Here is a 19,381-nt window from a genome sequence, read left to right as displayed (position 1 = left end):
GTAATTCTAATTGCAACAAAATTTGCAAAGATTGCTTCAAATATTTTAGAATTCTCTTTTTTAAGTCAGTTATAAGTATTCTGAATATTTGTTTTTCTAAGAAAGAATCTAAAAAATATTTTTTTTACTAAATGTAGATTTAGTAACAACGAAAGTTAATGATTTAATTGCTTGACTATCAGTTTTTTAATGCCTAACGAAAAGTTTTCGTAGAATTTAATTTAAAACGGACTAAATTATCAATTGTTTTTATAATGAATCATAATTTTGAGCATTAACTAAATTTTTAACACAAATTCAGACGTATTATTAAAAAATACGATTTTTTGAATTATTCTAATTTAAAAACATGTAATTATGAAAACATTTTTAAGCATTTCAACATTTTGCCTGCTGTTCTTTACTAGTTGTTCCGATGATTTAGGGCAATCTAGTATCTTAGAAGACTTAGAAAGCGAGCAGAAATCGATTGATAGTAATGGTTATATTAGTGACAATCGCACCGATGGATATAATCAAGGTTATTTTTGGACTATTTATAAAGAAGGTGGTTGGGGTAGATTAAGATTTCCCTATGCGAATCAATATGGTGGAAATTTTGAAATTGAATACAAAAACAATCAAGATATCGTCGGAGGAAAAGGATGGTCAACAGGTAATGGTAGAAGAATAAATTATAATATTGGACTATTACAGGGGTCATATAATTTTGTCGGAGTGTACGGTTGGACCCAAACACCCTTGATAGAATATTATGTTGTAGAAAAAGGAAGTATTACGGGTCAAAATCAGAATAAGAATTATACTGTAAATGGCAAGAATTATAAATTTAAGAAACAACTAAGATCCAATGCTCCTTCGATTTTAGGAACTAAAACTTTTTATCAATACATAAGCGAACATGGGAATGCACCTACAGGTTCTAATCAGCAAGTTCATATGCAAGCACATATTAATCATTGGAATGCACATGGTGGCCACAAACCTCAATGGGGTAACCTAAGAAATTTCGATTATCAAGTCTTTGGTATTGAGTCGTACACTGGTGGATGGGGAAAAATCAATGCGAGTATATGGTAATAAGTACATGAAAAATTAGAGCATAAGGCCATAATATACTATGGTCTTATGTTTTGTTATTTCTAAATGTAGTAATCATTAAAAAGCATTATTAATTAATTTTTGACATTTTCATGCAGAAGATTTTATTCTATTTTGTTTTAGGAGTTTTAATACTATTCTATTCGTGTGTCTCAAAGGATTCTAAAAGCCATGTAAATGATAATTTGATTTTAATAAAAGGAGGATCTTTTGTAAACAAAAAATCAAATTTATATGGTAAAAATGTTGTTGTTAATGATTTTTATATAGGTAAAAGTGAAGTTACACAAAAGGAATGGAAGGATATTATGATAAATAACCCATCCAGATTTAAAGGGGATAGTTTACCTGTAGAAATGGTAAGTTGGTATGATTGTGTAGAGTTTTGTATCAAAAAAAGTATTAAAGAAGGATTGCTGCCTTATTATAAAATTTATAAGGACTCCGTGGATGAATTTAACAAATCCGAGTTCGATAGTATAAAGTGGCTGGTTAAGAAAAATCCTAAAGCGAATGGATATCGTCTTCCTACAGAAATCGAATGGGAATATGCTGCTGGAGGAGGCCAGTTAAGTAAAAACTATTCATACAGTGGTGATGATACTGTAGAAGAAATAGCTTGGTATTGGAGAAATAGTGGAGATACTATCTTAATAGAAAAATGGGATTATCGACGTTTAGAACAAAATCACTGCAGAACACATCCAGTAAGTTCTAAAAAACCGAATGAACTCGGTTTATATGATCTAACAGGAAATGTTAGAGAATGGTGTGATGATTGGTACGAGGATGATGGAATACCTCGTGGACATTTTCGTTCGCAAAGAGGTGGTGGTTGGATAGGTCTAGAATTACATTGCAAAAATGATGATAGAGGTTACTTTGAAGCAGACGGAATCGGTCCGGATCAAGGTTTTCGTGTATGTAGAAATAAAGTTTAGTATTATTAAAATATAACTACTGATCTTTTTAATAGATATAATCCTTTTGAGTTTTAGACATTCTTTTTCTTTTTTATTACCAAATCACTGTCAAAAAAAATAAAATTCGAAATACTTAAATAAATATAGTTTTCTACGCATCATAATTTATAGTATTCGCTTCAAATCTTCCATTTAATTGATGAGCCTCATAATAGTTTTGGTTTTTACTTAAAATTTTAAGTAAAAATTAAACGATTTGTTAAACGATGTTTCTGAAAATTGCTAATCGTTCATAGGTTTGCAAATGTTTTCTACAGTAACATAGTAGATCAGAGAATCATTTAAAATTAGATAATACAAATATATTTAACCAAAAAGGATTTATGGAATCAGTCTTAGAACAATTAGATTGGGTAGTATTAGGTGTTTACTTTTTAGCACTTATTGGGGTAGCTATCTGGGTGATATTACAAAGAAATAAGGATACAGCAGATTATTTTTTGGCTGGACGTAATGTTGGTTGGTTTGTGATTGGAGCATCAATTTTTGCTTCTAATATTGGATCCGAACATGTAGTTGGTTTGGCTGGTACAGGAGCAGAATCAGGAATGCCAATGGCACATTATGAATTACACGCGTGGATCGTATTATTATTAGGTTGGTTATTTCTACCTTTTTATATGCGAAGTAAAGTATTTACTATGCCCGAGTTTTTAGAAAAAAGATTTGACAGTAGGTCAAGATGGTTTTTATCGATTTTCTCGTTAGTTGGATATGTAATCACTAAAGTATCAGTAACGATATATGCTGGGGGAATTGTAGTCTCTGAACTCTTAGGAATACCTTTTTGGTATGGTGCAATTGGTATTGTAGTTTTTACTGGAGCATATACTATAGTAGGAGGTATGAAAGCAGTGATTTATACAGAAACTTTACAAACCGTAGTTTTAATTGCCGGGTCGTTAATTATTACGTATTTAGGATTACAAGAAGTCGGTGGTTGGGAAAACCTTCGGACTACAGTAGGTTCGGATCATTTTAATATGTGGAGACCGATGTCGGATCCAGATTTTCCTTGGACAGGATTGTTATTTGGTGGAACTATTGTTGGTATTTGGTACTGGTGTACGGATCAATATATTGTTCAGCGAACGTTAGCAGCTAATAATATAAAAATAGGTAGGCGTGGAGCTATTTTTGGAGCATACCTTAAGATTTTACCAATTTTTATTTTTCTGATTCCTGGTATTATTGCTTTTGCCTTAGCAAAACAAGGTGTTTTAACTTATGATAAAGCAGATGAGGTATTTCCAGTCTTAGTTAAAACGTTATTGCCTACAGGACTTAAAGGATTGGTTGCAGGTGGATTAATGGCTGCATTAATGAGCTCATTAGCATCGGTATTTAATTCTTGTTCTACGATATTTACAATTGATATTTACAAAAAATTAAAACCTACTACTCCAGAAAAGAAGCTATTAAATATAGGAAGAGTGGCAACGGCATTGGTAGTGGTTTTAGGAATCATATGGATTCCTATTATGAACAAAATAGGTGGAGGTGTTTTATATCAATATTTACAGAGTGTACAATCATATATCGCACCACCAATTACCGCCGTATTTATATTAGGAATAATCTGGAAAAGAGTAAATTCCAAAGCTGCAATTGTAACCTTGTTTTCTGGTCTTTTGATAGCTGCTTTTAGAATCACAGCGGAAATTGTAAAAGATGATTTGTCAGGTATTGCATATCAGTTTGCTACTATCAATTTTGCGCATATGGCTATTTTCATGTTTATCTTTTCGGTAATAGTCTGTATAGTTACTAGTTTAGTTACAACCGCTCCAGATTATACTACTATTAAAGGCCTAGCATTTGGAACATTGTCAACAGAACAGAAAGAAGCAACTAAAAATAGTTATACACCTACCGATATTGTTTTATCAGTATTATTGGTAGTAGTAGTAGTTTCTATATTAACTTATTTTACGGGTTGATAATGCTTTGATAAAATCTTGTTCTTTACCCTTAACTAGATTAAAAATTGATTAAGTATGATAAAACATGCTATATTTATTCCTAAGCCCTGGAATATAAAATGATGAATAGTAAAAGTTTTATAGCGTGTATATTGTTTTTTTGTTGTTGTCTAAATTACGTTTGGACACAGCAAAAATCCAATGATTTCAATTTTGTTAATATTGGGGATGGTATTTCAAAAATAGCAGTACCTGTAATTGCTCAGGATCATAATGGTTTTATTTGGATTGGAACAAGTGGAGCAGGTTTACATAGATATGATGGGATTGACTATGTTTCTTACAAACATGAATTAAAGGATACCACTTCGCTTAGTAGTAATTTTATTTATAGTTCGTTTGTTGATAAGAAGAATCGGTTTTGGGTGGGTACAGAAAATGGATTAGATCTTTATGATCGAGAAATGGATCAATTTAAGAGAATTGATATTGTGTCTCAAATAAAAGATTTTAATCAAATCAATATTGCGGTTGGTAGTATAATCGAAGATTCAATAGGAAACATTATTGTTGGTACTTTTGAAAGAGGGTTACTTACATTAAATCCGGAAACGGGAATAATAAAACAGATAATTAACCTTGATATTGATCACAAAAATGGCCTGCTGGATATAAATGATCTTGAAAAAGATAAGCAAGGAAATATATATGCAGCAACTAGTCTTGGATTGAGAATATATAATCCCAATACAAATACATTAAGTCTTTCTGTTTTTAATACCGAAAAAGAAAAGCAATCTGTAGCAGTTCCTATCAAATCTCTGTTAATCGATGATAACAATAATATATGGTTGGGGACTATATCTGACGGTATCTATAGAGTAAAAAAATCTTCTGATGTTATTTACGAGATTAATAACTTTCCTTTTACTACAAAACGAGTATTGTCAATGATCGCTAATGCCGATGGATCAGTAATATTTGGAACTGAAAATGATGGACTATTTCATATTGAAGCAGATGGTAATCTAATAAAAAATTATCTTTTTGATAAAAATAATGAAAACAGTATTCGATCTAACTCTATATGGTCTTTATTCTTAGATAGTAATGAGAGGATATGGATGGGGTATTATAATAAGGGTATCGCAGTATATGATAAATTATATGATAAATTTAAAAACATAGAAAGCCTAGCGAGTAATCCTAATTCTTTAGAGGCAGGATCTGTTACTGGTATTGTGCAGGATAGTTCTGGATTACTATGGATTAGTATGGATGGAGGAGGAATAGATGTATACAATAGAGATGATCAGAGGTTTATTCATATTAATAAAAATAGTAATAAGGAATTCTCAAACCTAACAGCTTACGATATTCAGACCATATTTATAGATAGCAAAGAAAATGTATGGGCAGGAAGCTGGAATGGAGGTGTTTTTTTGCTTAAAAAAGGAACAAAACAGTTCGTTAATTATACAATAGAAAACACAGATGGTGCATTAGCCTCTAATAGTATATTAAGTTTTGCAGAAGATGCTAATGGTATTATTTGGATAGGTACTTTTTTTAGTGGAGTAATTTCTTATAATCCCACTACTAATAATTTCGTGCATCATAATTCAGAGGAATTTTCTAATTATGGTATCCATACTAGTGATATTCGAAAGATACTAATAGATTCTAAAAATAATTTATGGATAGGAGCTGCTAATGGATTATATAAAGTAACACAAAATAGTAATGGTCAATTCTCTGTAGAGTTTCTAAGAGATAAGATGAATAGTAAATATCAAAATGAATCCAACTCCAATCATATACTATCAATTTACGAAGCTACTGATGGATCTATATGGATTGGCACTAGAGGATCAGGTTTGTGTAGATACGATCCTAATAAGAATAGTTTTGTCTGGTATAACGAGTTGTATGAATTAAAAGATGAAAATGTATCTGCGATAATTGAAGATGAAGATAATAACATTTGGATGAGTGGTAATGTAGGAATCCATAAGTTAGATCTTAAAAAAGGAGAAATTACCGACTATAATTTTAATGACGGTTTATTATCAAATGATTTTAACTTTAATGCAACATTTAAAGATAATGAAGGAAATATTTATTTCGGTAATTATGAAGGTATAGATTATTTTAATCCTAAGGACATCAAAACCAATAGTAGCTCTACTAATTTATATTTAACTGATTTTAAAATTTTTAATAAAAAGGTATATCCTAATCAAGAAGGTTCTCCTCTAAACAAAGTAATTTCTGAAACTGATAGTATTTCTTTAAGTAACGAACAATCCGTTTTTACTATTGATTACACAGGTATTAACTATACACGTTCTGAGAAGAATCAATATGCTTACTATCTAGAAGGGCTAGAAGATTCTTGGAATTATGTAGAAAATACAAGAAGTGCTACATACACAAATCTAGATCCCGGAAATTATACCTTTAAATTAAAGGTAGCCAATAACGATGGTAAATGGAATGAAACACCATTGCATTTACAAATAGAGATATTACCACCTTGGTGGAAAACAAATTGGGCATTGATATCTTATGTTCTGTTATTGCTATTCGGAATATACCTTTTGAATAAGTTAACTCAAAATAGAATTAAGGAAAAACAATTAATAAAATACGAAAGAGAAAAAAGAATTAAAGAAGAAGAGTTACATAATAAAAAGCTACAATTCTTTACGAATATATCTCATGAATTCCGTACACCACTAACGCTTATAATTAATCCATTAGAGGATATTCTTAAAAACGAAGGGTTAAATCTTCCTAACGAAGTAAATGAAAAACACCTAATTATTCATAAAAACACAGATAGATTATATCGGTTAATTAATGAATTGATGGATTACAGAAAACTTGAGCTTAATAAACTAAGTATAAAAGCAATAGAACTTGATATCATTAATTTTGTTCAGGATGTGGTAAGCTATTTTGTAGTAGAAGCTTCAAATAAAAAGATAGATTTAAATATAACACACGAGGTTTCTGAATTAAAAGTATGGGTTGATATAGGAATGTTGGAGAAAATCATTTTTAATTTATTATCAAATGCTTTTAAAGTTACACCAGAAGGGGGAACTATTACCATTAGTATAGCGATAAAAGAAGGAGAGAAAACCCATCAGGATGCCATATCAGAGTCATTCGAAATAAGTGTGTCAGATACTGGTCCTGGGCTAAAAAAGGAACAATTAGAAAAAATATTCGAGCGGTTTTATCAAGTGGATAACCTAAATAAGTCATATTACGGTGGTACAGGAATAGGGTTAGAAGTGGTAAGAAGTTTTGTAGAACTCCATAAAGGAAAAGTAACCGTTGATAGTATCGTAAATCAAGGAACCACGTTTTCAGTAATTTTACCATTAGGGAAGAAACATTTCAGCGAAGATGAAATTGTTATTAGCGATAAAACTTCTGATATTCTAGTAAAAACAAAATTTATAGGTAACGTTCATAATAAGAATTTAGAAAATAAAATAGAAGAAGAACAAAAAACCAATAGGTTATTAATAGTCGAAGATAATACAGAATTACGAAACTATTTAAAAAGAGAATTGAGTAATAATTATAGAGTGTTTGATGCAAAAAATGGTACCGAAGGTCTCGAATTAGCCAAAAAAGAAGTGCCAGATATCATTATTACAGATGTAATTATGCCAGAAATGGACGGCTTCGAGTTTTGCTCAAATATTAAGAAAAATATAAAGACCAGTCATATTCCTATTTTAATGCTCACAGCAAAAACAATGGCAGATGATCGATTAAAAGGAATAGAATCAGGAGCAGATGTGTATTTGAATAAACCTTTTGATATGAGGGTTTTAAAATCATATTTAACGCAGATGCTTACTATAAGACAGATAGTTTTTAATAAGTATTTTAGTGATGTTAGTGATGCCCAAATCAATGAAAACAATACATCTCTAGATAAAGAGTTTATACAAAAAGTATTAAACCATATTTATGAGAATTTAAGCGATCCTAACCTTAGTGTAGAATCATTATCCTCAGAACTTCACCTTAGTAGAAGTCAGTTTTATAGAAAGATAAAAACACTGACAGGGCAAACGGCCAATCAGTTTTTGAGAAATATTAGACTTCAAAAAGCAAAACAGATTTTAGAAAGTGGTTCTACTAACGTTAGTGAGGTTTGTTATAAGGTAGGGTTTTCTTCTCCATCTTACTTTACAAAATGTTTTAAAACTCAGTTTGGAATCCTACCTACAGAAGTGCCAATAAACGAATAGTCTTATGTGTATAAAAGCATAAAAAAAGTTGCTTGATTAAACACATAATTCCACTCTTTTTTAGAAATTAACTAAACATATTTATAAGAAGGTTACGCAATGTATGTAATCAATATGCTTTATAAAAGCATAGCAGAAAGAAGCATCTATAAGATAGATGCTTCTTTCACCTTGATTTAAGGATATGTTCTTAGATTTTGTTAATGTAATACCGCATTTGTTATCGATATAATAATAAATAGAATTAAAAATTACATTGCTAGCAATTAGCTCCCTTTCTAACCATTCCCCCTGTTATTCTTGTTGCTCCCTTTGGCTAAATTGTTGCAATTCACCTCTTTCAATGTTCGAATGCAACAAATGTTTTATTATATGCTTTATCTGTTGCATCCTTTTTTTAATCTCATACATAAATTGTTAAAAAATTGTGAATTAGTTAAATATAGTGAACAAGAAATATTCAAATATTAAAATTTTGGGCGAGATATTTTTAATTATCGTAGTGCTCGGATTGTTTGTTTTTATACTTGACATGATTTCATAAAAAAACCAGCTTTAAAACATAACAATGATAAGAAGAGAATCTAAAAATAGATTAAAAAAACCTTTAAGAATTAGTAGTTTAATTATTATCTCAATTATTCTTCAGTTGAGTATAGGGTGTGAAACGAAAAAAGAAACAACATACAAGTTTAAAGATCCTAAATTGTCTATTAATGAAAGAGTAAGTGATTTAATAAGTCATATGACACTTTCAGAAAAAGTATCTCAAATGAGATATGATGCACCTGCTATCGAACGCTTAGGTATTCCAGCTTATAATTGGTGGAATGAGTGTTTACACGGTGTGGCTAGAGCAGGTGAAGCTACAGTATTTCCTCAGGCAATTGGTATGGGGGCTACTTGGAATGCTCCACTATTATTCGATATAGGCACCGTTATTTCCGATGAGGCTAGAGCAAAACATCATCGTTTTATTAAAGAAGACAAAAGAGGGATATATCAAGGATTAACTTTTTGGACCCCTAATATCAATATTTTTAGAGACCCTAGATGGGGAAGAGGTCAAGAAACTTATGGAGAAGATCCTTATTTGACCGGAAGAATGGGAGTAAATTTTATAAAAGGGCTACAAGGAGATGATCCAAAATACCTTAAAGTGGTAGCTACTGCTAAACATTTTGCAGTACATAGTGGACCGGAAAAATCAAGGCATGAGGATAATTATCATACATCAGATAAAGATTTAAAAGAAACGTATTTACCAGCTTTTGAAGCAGCGATTAAAGAAGCTAATGTACAATCAGTAATGTGTGCATATAATAGATACCGAGATGAAGCTTGTTGCGGAAGTAATTTGTTACTAAATGATATACTTCGTAAAGAGTGGGGGTTTGATGGTTATGTGGTTTCAGATTGTTGGGCGATCAATGATTTTTGGGAACCAAATAAGCATGAATTAGTCGAAACCCCTGCTGAGGCTTCAGCATTAGCAGTAAGTAGAGGTACAGATTTAAACTGTGGAGATGTATATGATCCAAACTTAGGAGATGCTGTTCTTAAAGGCTTAGTAGATGAAGATAAGGTTGATCGAGCATTATCTAGATTGATGGAAGCACGATTTAAACTAGGCATGTTTGATCCTGAAGAAATGGTGTCTTGGTCCAAAATATCTTATGATGTGGTATGTAGTGATGCCCATTATAAATTATCTGAGAAAACCGCTAAGGAATCAATGGTCTTATTAAAAAATGAAGGTAAACTACTTCCATTAAGAAAAGATCTAAAATCCATTGCAGTAATAGGACCCAATGCCAATGCTAAACAAGTCTTATTAGGAAATTATCACGGAACTCCACTTAATAATATCACTCCGCTAAAAGCAATAAAGGAAAAATTACCAAACACTAAGGTAAACTACGCAAAAGGGAGTCACATAGCAAAAGGATGGCCGTTATTACAACCAATACCATCTTCTGTATTGCGAAATGGAGATAACGTTGGATTAAAAGGAGAATACTTTGATAACGAGGAGTGGAAAGGAAAACCAAAATTAACGAGAAATGATAGTATTGTTGATTTTATATGGGTTTCAAAAAAACCAATTGAGATTACTACTTCAGATAGTTTTTCTGTTAGATGGACAGGAAAAATTGTTCCAGAAGAAAGCGGTTCATATCGTATTGGATTAAGAGCTAGTAGTGCAGGTAAACTATATGTTGATGATTCTTTAAGGGTAGATTTTAAAGATGATCACGAGCCAAAAATGAAGTATTTAGATATGAGGCTTGAAGCTGGTAAATCATATGATATTAAAATAAAATATTACAATTATCATACAGATCCACAGGCCCAATTACTTTGGTCTAAATTAGATGAAGATCTATTGTCTCCAGCAATAGAAGCAGTTAAGAAATCAGAAGTTGTAGTACTGTGTTTAGGATTATCTCCAGATATAGAAGGTGAAGAAATGCCAGTAGTTTTGGAAGGTTTTGATAAGGGAGATAGATCAGAAATTTCATTACCACAATCACAGCTTATTTTATTAAAAGAAGTACAGGCTTTGGGTAAACCAACAATATTAGTGTTGATGAATGGGAGTGCCCTTGCTATAAACTGGGCAGATGAAAACATCCCAGCAATTCTTGAGGCTTGGTATCCAGGAGAATTTGGAGGGAGAGCAATTGCCGATGTTCTTTTTGGAGATTATAATCCAGCGGGTAGATTGCCTGTTACCTTCTACAAATCTGTTGATGATCTTCCAGATTTTAAATCTTATGATATGACCAATCGAACCTATAAATATTTTAAAGGAGATCCTTTATATGAATTTGGACATGGATTGTCATATACCACTTTCGAATACTCAAAACTAGAAGCACCAGATGCTATAAAAACAGATGAAAATATTCCTGTAACAGTTCAAATTACAAATACCGGGGATATGAAAGGTGATGAGGTTGTTCAACTTTATGTATCTCACGATAAAAAGCAATATACAGACGGGCCAAAACATTCTTTAATAGGATTTAAAAGAATCAACTTAGAAGTTGGAGAGACAAAAAAGGTAAGTTTTACGGTTACCCCAAAACAATATGCTGTGATTAATTCAGCAGGAAAAGAACAAAAAGCGTCAGGAGCAATTCAAATTTATGTAGGTGGAAAACAACCTAACAGAAATGATGATTCAGATACCGCAACTAACAAACATTTAAATAAAAAAATAGCACTTAAGTAATGCGTAAAAATGAAACCTAGATTAATTGCTATATCTAAACAATTGTAAGGGAAAAGGAATACTAATTAAAGGGAAACAAAAGGAGCTATCAAGCACTTTAAACTTAACTACATAAAAACAATGTCATATGATAAGACTTAAACTAGCAATTATTGTATTTATTTTAATTGGAACACAGCATGTTTTTTCGCAAGAAGATAATGTTAGTGGAACAGTTACGGATAAATCTAATTTGCCATTACCAGGCGTTACCGTTTTGGTAAAAGGCACCACCAATGGTGCTTTAACTGATTTTGACGGTAATTACGAATTACAAGGGGTATCGAAAGGAGATATTATAGTTTTTTCCTATGTTGGAATGCAAACGGTACAAAAAATTGTTATTGACTCCGTACAAATTAATGTTGTAATGATACCCGAAGCAACAGATTTAGAACAAGTTGTGGTTATTGGGTATGGACAAAGCAGAAAAAAAGATCTGACATCTGCGATATCTACAATTAGCGGAGATGTGTTAGATAAACAGACGGTTACTAATATCGATCAAGGGATTCAAGGATTAGTATCTGGAGTTACTGTGACTCGAAGTACAGGTAGACCAGGAGGAGCGGTATCTGTAAGAATACGTGGTACAACATCCGTAACTGGGTCTAATGAACCATTATATATTATTGATGGTGTAAACGTTCAGAATTCAGAGAGTGATTCATTTAATTTTTCGCGTTTTGGAGGAACTGGTGGACAGACGGCTATAAGTCCTCTTTCTGCGCTAAATCCAAATGATATCGAATCCATAACCGTTTTAAAGGATGCTTCTGCCGCGGCAATATATGGAGCGCAATCCTCTAATGGAGTGGTTTTGATTACTACAAAAAGAGGAAAGGCAGGAAAAGCTAAGATAAGCTATGAGACATATGCAGGAATTCAGACAGTTCCTAAGTTATTGGATATGATGAATCTAAGAGAGTTTGCGGCATATTCAAATGAGGTTAGACAGAGTCCGTCAACTAATTTACCACCAGCTCCTCAGTTTGAGAATCCAAATATTTTAGGAGATGGAACAAACTGGCAAAGAGAAATTTTTAGAGCAGCTCCAATAACGAATCATCAATTATCAATTTCTGGAGGAAAAGAGAAAACAAAATTTTATGCTTCAGCTAATTATTTTGATCAAGAAGGTATTGTAATCAACTCTGGTCTTAGAAGATTTGGATTACGATTAAATTTAGACTACAAGTATAATGAATGGATCAAATTTGGACATAACATAAACCTAAGTAGTTCGTTAGAGCAAATAGGATTAAATGATTCTCGAAATGGTACCATTATCAATGCATTAAGACAGACTCCTAATGTACCTGTAAGAAATCCTGATGGAACCTTTGGTTCTCCAGAAAACGGTTTAGGTAATACAGGAGCATTAAACCCGATAGCCGCTTCAGAAATAAGAAACAGTACGCTAGAAAGATTTAAAATGAATGGAAATATTTATCTGGATCTTAAATTGGCGAATAATCTTAAGTTCAGAACAGATTTAGGGTATGACTATAATACAGCTAAAACGCAAAGTTTCTTCCCGACTTATGATTTTGGATCACTTTCGAATCGCTTAAATTCGTCTTTTAGAGCAGCCAATGAAGGGTTATATTACCTATTCAAAAACTATTTAACCTATACTCCTAGTATTGGAAATCATAATTTTGATATTCTATTAGGAACAGAAGCTCAGAAAACCGAGTTTCAAGGATTGTCTGGGCAAAGATCTAACTTTCCTAGTAATGATGTTCCTGGTTTAAATACTGGAGATGCTGAGACATCCTTATCCGAATCATTCGAAGGTGCAGCTTCTCTCTTATCCTATTTTGGTAGAATTAATTATGATTATAATTCAAAATATTTATTTTCAGCATCCTTACGATATGATGGTTCTTCAAAATTTGGACCTAATAATAGATGGGGTTTATTCCCATCAGTATCTGCAGCGTGGGTAGTAAGTGATGAACCTTTTATGGAGAGTATTTCTAGCGCTTGGAGTTATTTTAAAATACGAGCTGGATACGGAACTAGTGGAAACCAGGATATAAATAATTTTCTATATCTGAGCTTTCTTAGAAATCAAAATACGGCACTTGGAAGTGGATTTAGTTTAGCTAATTTTAATAACCCTAATGTTGCATGGGAATCTTTAATTTCTCCAAACTTGGGAGTGGAACTTGGTTTCTTGGATAACAATATTAGATTAGATGTAGATGTGTATAGAAAAACTTCTAAAGATTTCTTAGCAACTAGACCTATACCAGGTTTCTTAGGTAGTTTGAACACCTTGTCTTTTATAGGAGTTAATGCTCCAGTAGAAAATTTTGGTGAAATGATCAATGATGGTATTGATTTAACTTTGAATACAAAGAACATTACGAATGAAAAATTTAGCTGGGATACCAACATTGTATTTAGTTTATATCGTAATGAGATTACTGAATTATCAGGTGAAAATGATGCTATCATTGGAACGCTACAAGATGAGGAAATTATTGCCAATCTAACAAGGTCAGAAGTAGGGCAACCTATCGGAATGTTCTATGGTTTTGTAACCGATGGGTTATTTAGAGATATAGATGAATTAACAGGTGCTGAACCTGCTGCTATTCCTGCAGAAAGCTCTGTGGATGAAGCTAACGGTACTTGGTTAGGAGATGTTAGATTTAAGGATTTAAATGATGATGGAGTGATTGATGATAACGATAGAACATTTATTGGAAATCCACATCCAGATTTTACATTTAGTATGACTAATAATTTCCGATATGGAATGTTTGATTTATCAGTATTCTTACAAGGAACTTATGGAAACGATATTTATAACTATACTCGTACCTATATCGAAGGAGTTAACCGATTTAATGCAAATCAAGCTACTTCTGTAATTGATAGATATAGCGCTACGAATACTGATGGAAGTTTACCTAGATATTCCGATGGAGATAAAAACGGAAATATTAGAGTATCCGATAGATTTATAGAAGATGGTTCTTACTTAAGAATTCAGAGTGTTACTTTGGGATGTACATTACCTAAAGGCACTTTTGGAGAAAAAATTAAGTTTTTTGATCAGATAAGAGTGTATACAACAATACAAAATTTATACACATTTACGAACTACTCAGGATACGATCCTGAAGTAGGATCACTTAATCAAAGTGCTTTATTTAAAGGTATAGATTTTGGAAGATATCCCGTTCCAAGAACAATGACACTTGGACTTAATGTACAATTTTAACATGAAAAAGAAAATAATATGTTTAGTATGAAAAGTATAAAGAGAATTTTTACATATGCTATTGTATTGACCTTTCTCTCATCTTGTGGTGAAGATTTTTTAGAAATAGAGGTTGTTGATTCTATTACTGAAGATAATTTTTATCAAACGGATGAACAATTATTAGCTGGAGCTAATTCCTTGTATGGGCAATCCTTTTTTACAACGAATGATAAGTTTATGTATTCATTGGATATGTTAGCAGGTAATTCTATTGGTTTTGAATCAGATGCCGCTTGGAGATTGTTTTCCGTTGGAGTAAATAATGGAGTATTATTAGAAGGTTGGGAAGGTTTCTATAAAGGAATTGCAGATGCAAATCAATTATTAAAAGTGGTTAGCCAACCATTAAATGCTGAAATTTCTGAAGATGTAAGAAATCAGGTAGAAGGTGAAGCTCGATTTGTGCGCGCTTTTTCGTATTTCTATTTAGTCCGTCTATGGGGAGAAATTCCAGTAATCGATGAGGTTACTTCAGATACTTCTACCTTATATCCGTTAAATACAGTTTCCAGTATTTATGATTTTATTGAAAATGATTTGCAAAAAGCAGCAGAGTTATTACCTGACGGAACAGCAGGTGGAATACGAGTTGGAAAAACAGCCGCTTGGTCTTATCTGGCAGAAATGTATTTAACACGTAAAGAATATAATAAGGCTAGAGATTATGCTCAGTTAGTTATTGATAGCGGGCAACACAGTTTGCAGTCTAATTATCAAGATCAGTTTATAAATCCGTCTGCAAGTGTAAATAGTGAAGGTATCTATCGATGGGTTTGGACATCCATTAATGGATTGTGGGGTATTCAGAATACTAACCAAGCCTATCTTATTGCTAGTGATGATGTGATTGGTAATGATGGATCTTTTGGTTCTGTAAATCCTAGTATAGATTTGTTTCTTTCCTTTGATAATGTTACTGATGCAGGAGAAGAAGATCTACGTAGACAATGGATTATTTGTGAACCTGGAAGATTCTACCCTGAATTGTTAACTAGTGAAGGCGGATGGACATTTCCAGAAAACGGAGATGATTCAGCTACAAAACTACGATATAGAAAATATGTAGTAGGATCATTAGACGAACATCCAAATGTGTTCTTTATGAGAACAGATATGAGTACCCAATTGATGAGATATGCAGATGTACTATTGATCTATGCCGAGGCAATAATGGGTGATGCAGATTCTACTGGAGATGCAGCAGCTGTAGAGGCATTTAACCAAATAAGAAGAAGAGCTGGATTATCCGAAAAAGGAATGATCACAAGACAGTCACTTACAGATGAAAGAAGAATAGAATTTGCTTTTGAAGCAGGTAAATTCTGGTTAGATTTAGTAAGAATGGATAGAGAAACTGCAAAAAACATTATTAGAAATCAAGATAGAGGAACTGTAAATACGTTAGTTCCATTTAATGTAGAATCGTTTTTTGTAGATAGCATTGATGATGATGACTTTTTATTACCAATACCATCTGCAGAGTCATCATTTATAGATACAGCTAGTCCTGCAATAGACTATATAATTAATGATTAATAAATAAGTAATGATGAAAAAAAATAAAGAAATGATGTATATCAAGAAGTTGCTTGTTTTGTGCTCAGTAATTGGCTTATTGGTATGTATATCATCTTGTGATGATGATAACGGAGATGGACTTCAATTTGGAGATCCACAAATAGTAAATATAGTATCACTTGGAGATGAACCCGCGATCAATGAAGGATTCCCTGCAGAGCTAGTAAGAGTAGAAGGTACAGGACTTAATGATATGAAAGAAATTATTTTTGATGGAACTGTAAATACCTTTTTTAACTCCACATTAAATTCTAATGTAGCATTATTTTTTAATGTTCCATTTGATGCGGATCAAGGAAGTCGTTTTGGAAATCAAACAGTAACCTTTACGAACCTATATGGAGAATCTGTTTCTACAGAGTTTACTATTAAGCAACCAGGCCCTACCTTAACAGTAGCAGATACATTTTCACCATCAAAGGGAGAAGGAGGTATCGAGATGAGAGCATTTGGTAATTGGTTTTTTAATGTAGAAGATGTACTTGTTGATGGAGAATCAGTTGGAGATTTTACCGTAGTTTCTCCACAAGAAATCTTATTTACTTTTCCTGAAGGAAAGACCGAAACTACCATTTTTACTGTAGTTACGGCTGGAGGAATGGTTTCTAAAGATTTACCTATCGTTGGAGGTATTGTTCAGATTTTATTTAGTGATTTTGATGGAAATGGAATACCAAATATTAATAATGATTACAATGCTGATTGGTTTTCTTATGGAGATAATATCTTTCAGGTTAGTAACGGTCTTGGTGTAGATGGTAGTGGAGGAGCAGAAATTGTTTGGGATGATACAGGTACAGATGGTTTTACAGGAAGTGGTCACCAAGAAGTAGCTCCTGTTACTACTTCAACTGATTCGGAAAATGCATTTATCCTTCTTGATATTAATGGAGATGATTATCCAGGGACCGTTATGGAGTTTATTTTAAAAGATGCAACTACAGACAACTGGATTTTTAAAGTTCCTTTAACAGGATCAGGGTGGCAAACATTAAGATTAAAACTATCCGATTTTGGATTTGGTTTTGATGTTAACAACCAAAGTATGGGTGATCCTAATCCTGCTACGCTCGTAGCGGTAAGAATGCAAATCAGTCACGAAGGTGATACCGGAGTAGTACCATCGGGTTATAGATATGATAATCTAAAATTAGAGGTATTGGAGCTTGATTAAAGCCCTTTTCAAAATAAAATAATAATAACACATATCCAGAGGGATTTCATCTAATTTGATTGGTTTTACTCCTCTAGATATGTGTTCTATAAAATAATTACAATGAAAATAGAAAAAGTATATAATAAGGTCATTTATGCCTTATTTTTTATTATGATGATGAACTTTGTAGCTTGCTCTGATGATGACAATACAGTAAGTTTTTCAGCAGTCCCACCGGTTGCACAAGATGCTTCCGAAATTAATTTTACAAGTTTTACCGCCAATTGGAGTAATGTGTTTTTGGCAAGTGGGTACGAGCTGGATGTAGCTACCGATCCTAATTTTGGATCCTTTGTACAAGGATATGAAAGTTTAGCGGTAAATCAGTTGTTTCAAGATATACCAGGTTTATCTTTAAATACCCAGTATTACTATAGAGTAAGGGCTATAGTAAATGGTGTTGTTTCCGAAAACTCAAATACTATAAGTGTAGAAACCAATGAGGAGTTTCCAGATGATATAACCCTAAAATCTGCTACAGAGAATAATTTCTTTGTTGGAGTTGCAGTATCTGAAGCTAGAACCAATATAACTGCCTATGATGATCTTTATAAGGGAGAATTTAGCAGTATTACTGCTGAAAATGATATGAAAATGGCTTCTATTTTTACAGGGATAGATGGTTCGGGAGATATAATTTATGATTGGAGTAAAATAGATGCACTAGTTGCTTACGCAGAAGCGAATAGTCTAAATGTACATGGACATACCTTAATATGGCATAGAAGTATTCCCGAAGCTTTAGAGAATTTTAGTGGTACGGATCAGGAGTTCGAAGATTTAATAGAACAATATATTACTGATGTGTTTACAAGATATCAAGGTAAAATTAATTCTTGGGATGTTGTAAATGAAGCTATAGATGATGATGCAGGTACTCAATGGAGAAATACTTTATTCTTACAGCGAATGGGAGATGATTATGTAGAAAAATGTTTTGCTTTTGCTAGAGCCGCTGACCCTAATGTAAAATTGTTTTATAACGATTATAATATGACTTTTGATGGCACAAAAAGAGGAAAAGTGCTAGTATTGGTAGATGATTTATTGGTAAACAATCTTATTGACGGTGTTGGTTATCAGATGCATATAGACTATAATTTCCCTAGTAGAGAGCAGATACAAGAAGCTACGGATGAATTAGTAGCAAAGGATGTATTGGTGCATTTTGCAGAATTGGATGTAAAGGTTAATGCAGCGAATGATTTAACAGAATTAACAGAAGAAAGATCTGAGGCACAAAGACAAAGAGTGCGAGAAGTAGTTGAGATTTTTAATGCAATTCCGCAGAACAAAAAATATGCAATAACGGTTTGGGGATTAAAAGATGATGATACTTGGTTAATTCCCGAAAATAACGGCCGACCAGAGTGGCCGCTATTATTTGATGCTTCCTTTAATAAAAAATCTGCGTATCAAGGATTTTTAGAAGGATTATAGTGATTTTATTCCCATAAACAATCGTCGTAAATGATCCCTGTAAATGCATTTTTACAGGGATTCTTATTTCTAATCATATTAATAAGTCTCTTTTCTAGTCATCTTTTGAGGTATCCTATGCTTTGTAATGTATTTTTTATAAAGATTTATACGTTTACTTAGGTATAGATTATATATAAATACTTCTTGGAATTTTTTACGAAAACGTTTTCGTAAAAAAAGTAGAAATTATATACTACAAGAATGATTATAAAAAACTGATTACCAGAAAATTAACTTATTTTCAAAAATTGTTTTTACGTTATCA

Annotated in this window: 9 protein-coding genes; all 9 read left to right on the top strand. The window is 32.4% G+C overall.

Translation table 11 applies throughout. The annotated features are described in order from the left end of the window. Positions 1-357: 357 nt before the first annotated feature. The 9 genes from D1815_RS16140 to D1815_RS16100 all read left to right on the top strand — a co-directional run bounded on the left by D1815_RS16140 (position 358) and on the right by D1815_RS16100 (position 19,074). Positions 358-1,080 (top strand): glycoside hydrolase family 11 protein, encoded by a 723-nt coding sequence (locus tag D1815_RS16140; protein WP_118388203.1) that lies wholly within the window; start codon positions 358-360, stop codon positions 1,078-1,080. Positions 1,081-1,193: 113 nt separating this feature from the next. Further along, complete coding sequence (locus D1815_RS16135; RefSeq protein WP_118388201.1) at positions 1,194-2,042, top strand: formylglycine-generating enzyme family protein; 849 nt, start codon at positions 1,194-1,196, stop codon at positions 2,040-2,042. A 365-nt stretch (positions 2,043-2,407) separates the two neighbouring features. Beyond that, on the top strand, positions 2,408-4,024 hold the full coding sequence (locus D1815_RS16130) for a sodium:solute symporter (protein WP_027394608.1): 1,617 nt from the start codon (positions 2,408-2,410) through the stop codon (positions 4,022-4,024). Positions 4,025-4,128: 104 nt separating this feature from the next. Continuing rightward, positions 4,129-8,283: a hybrid sensor histidine kinase/response regulator transcription factor gene (locus tag D1815_RS16125; protein WP_240337524.1), complete on the top strand. Its 4,155-nt coding sequence runs from the start codon at positions 4,129-4,131 to the stop codon at positions 8,281-8,283. 568 nt (positions 8,284-8,851) lie between these two features. After that, positions 8,852-11,521, top strand: coding sequence for a glycoside hydrolase family 3 protein (locus tag D1815_RS16120; protein ID WP_118388197.1), 2,670 nt, complete (start codon positions 8,852-8,854; stop codon positions 11,519-11,521). Between the two features lie 127 nt (positions 11,522-11,648). Further along, positions 11,649-14,798 (top strand): TonB-dependent receptor, encoded by a 3,150-nt coding sequence (locus D1815_RS16115; protein WP_118388195.1) that lies wholly within the window; start codon positions 11,649-11,651, stop codon positions 14,796-14,798. Between the two features lie 27 nt (positions 14,799-14,825). Beyond that, positions 14,826-16,376 carry a RagB/SusD family nutrient uptake outer membrane protein gene (locus tag D1815_RS16110; RefSeq protein WP_158594441.1) on the top strand — a complete coding sequence of 517 codons (1,551 nt, stop codon included), beginning with the start codon at positions 14,826-14,828 and terminating at the stop codon, positions 16,374-16,376. A 13-nt stretch (positions 16,377-16,389) separates the two neighbouring features. Next, positions 16,390-17,592 (top strand): hypothetical protein, encoded by a 1,203-nt coding sequence (locus D1815_RS16105; protein WP_027394613.1) that lies wholly within the window; start codon positions 16,390-16,392, stop codon positions 17,590-17,592. A 102-nt stretch (positions 17,593-17,694) separates the two neighbouring features. Next, positions 17,695-19,074 (top strand): endo-1,4-beta-xylanase, encoded by a 1,380-nt coding sequence (locus D1815_RS16100; RefSeq protein ID WP_118388191.1) that lies wholly within the window; start codon positions 17,695-17,697, stop codon positions 19,072-19,074. Positions 19,075-19,381 lie beyond the last annotated feature (307 nt).

This window comes from Aquimarina sp. AD1, from assembly GCF_003443695.1.
GTDB classification, from domain to species: domain Bacteria; phylum Bacteroidota; class Bacteroidia; order Flavobacteriales; family Flavobacteriaceae; genus Aquimarina; species Aquimarina latercula.
Note: the sequence above shows the minus strand (reverse complement) of the source record. Positions and strands in the feature narration are given on the sequence as shown.

Coding starts and splice junctions, on each gene's coding strand:
- D1815_RS16135 (WP_118388201.1), top strand. CDS start 1,194: ATGCAGAAGATTTTATTCTATTTTGTTTTAGGAGTTTTAATACTATTC.
- D1815_RS16100 (WP_118388191.1), top strand. CDS start 17,695: ATGAAAATAGAAAAAGTATATAATAAGGTCATTTATGCCTTATTTTTT.
- D1815_RS16115 (WP_118388195.1), top strand. CDS start 11,649: ATGATAAGACTTAAACTAGCAATTATTGTATTTATTTTAATTGGAACA.
- D1815_RS16105 (WP_027394613.1), top strand. CDS start 16,390: ATGAAAAAAAATAAAGAAATGATGTATATCAAGAAGTTGCTTGTTTTG.
- D1815_RS16110 (WP_158594441.1), top strand. CDS start 14,826: ATGAAAAGTATAAAGAGAATTTTTACATATGCTATTGTATTGACCTTT.
- D1815_RS16125 (WP_240337524.1), top strand. CDS start 4,129: ATGAATAGTAAAAGTTTTATAGCGTGTATATTGTTTTTTTGTTGTTGT.
- D1815_RS16130 (WP_027394608.1), top strand. CDS start 2,408: ATGGAATCAGTCTTAGAACAATTAGATTGGGTAGTATTAGGTGTTTAC.
- D1815_RS16120 (WP_118388197.1), top strand. CDS start 8,852: ATGATAAGAAGAGAATCTAAAAATAGATTAAAAAAACCTTTAAGAATT.
- D1815_RS16140 (WP_118388203.1), top strand. CDS start 358: ATGAAAACATTTTTAAGCATTTCAACATTTTGCCTGCTGTTCTTTACT.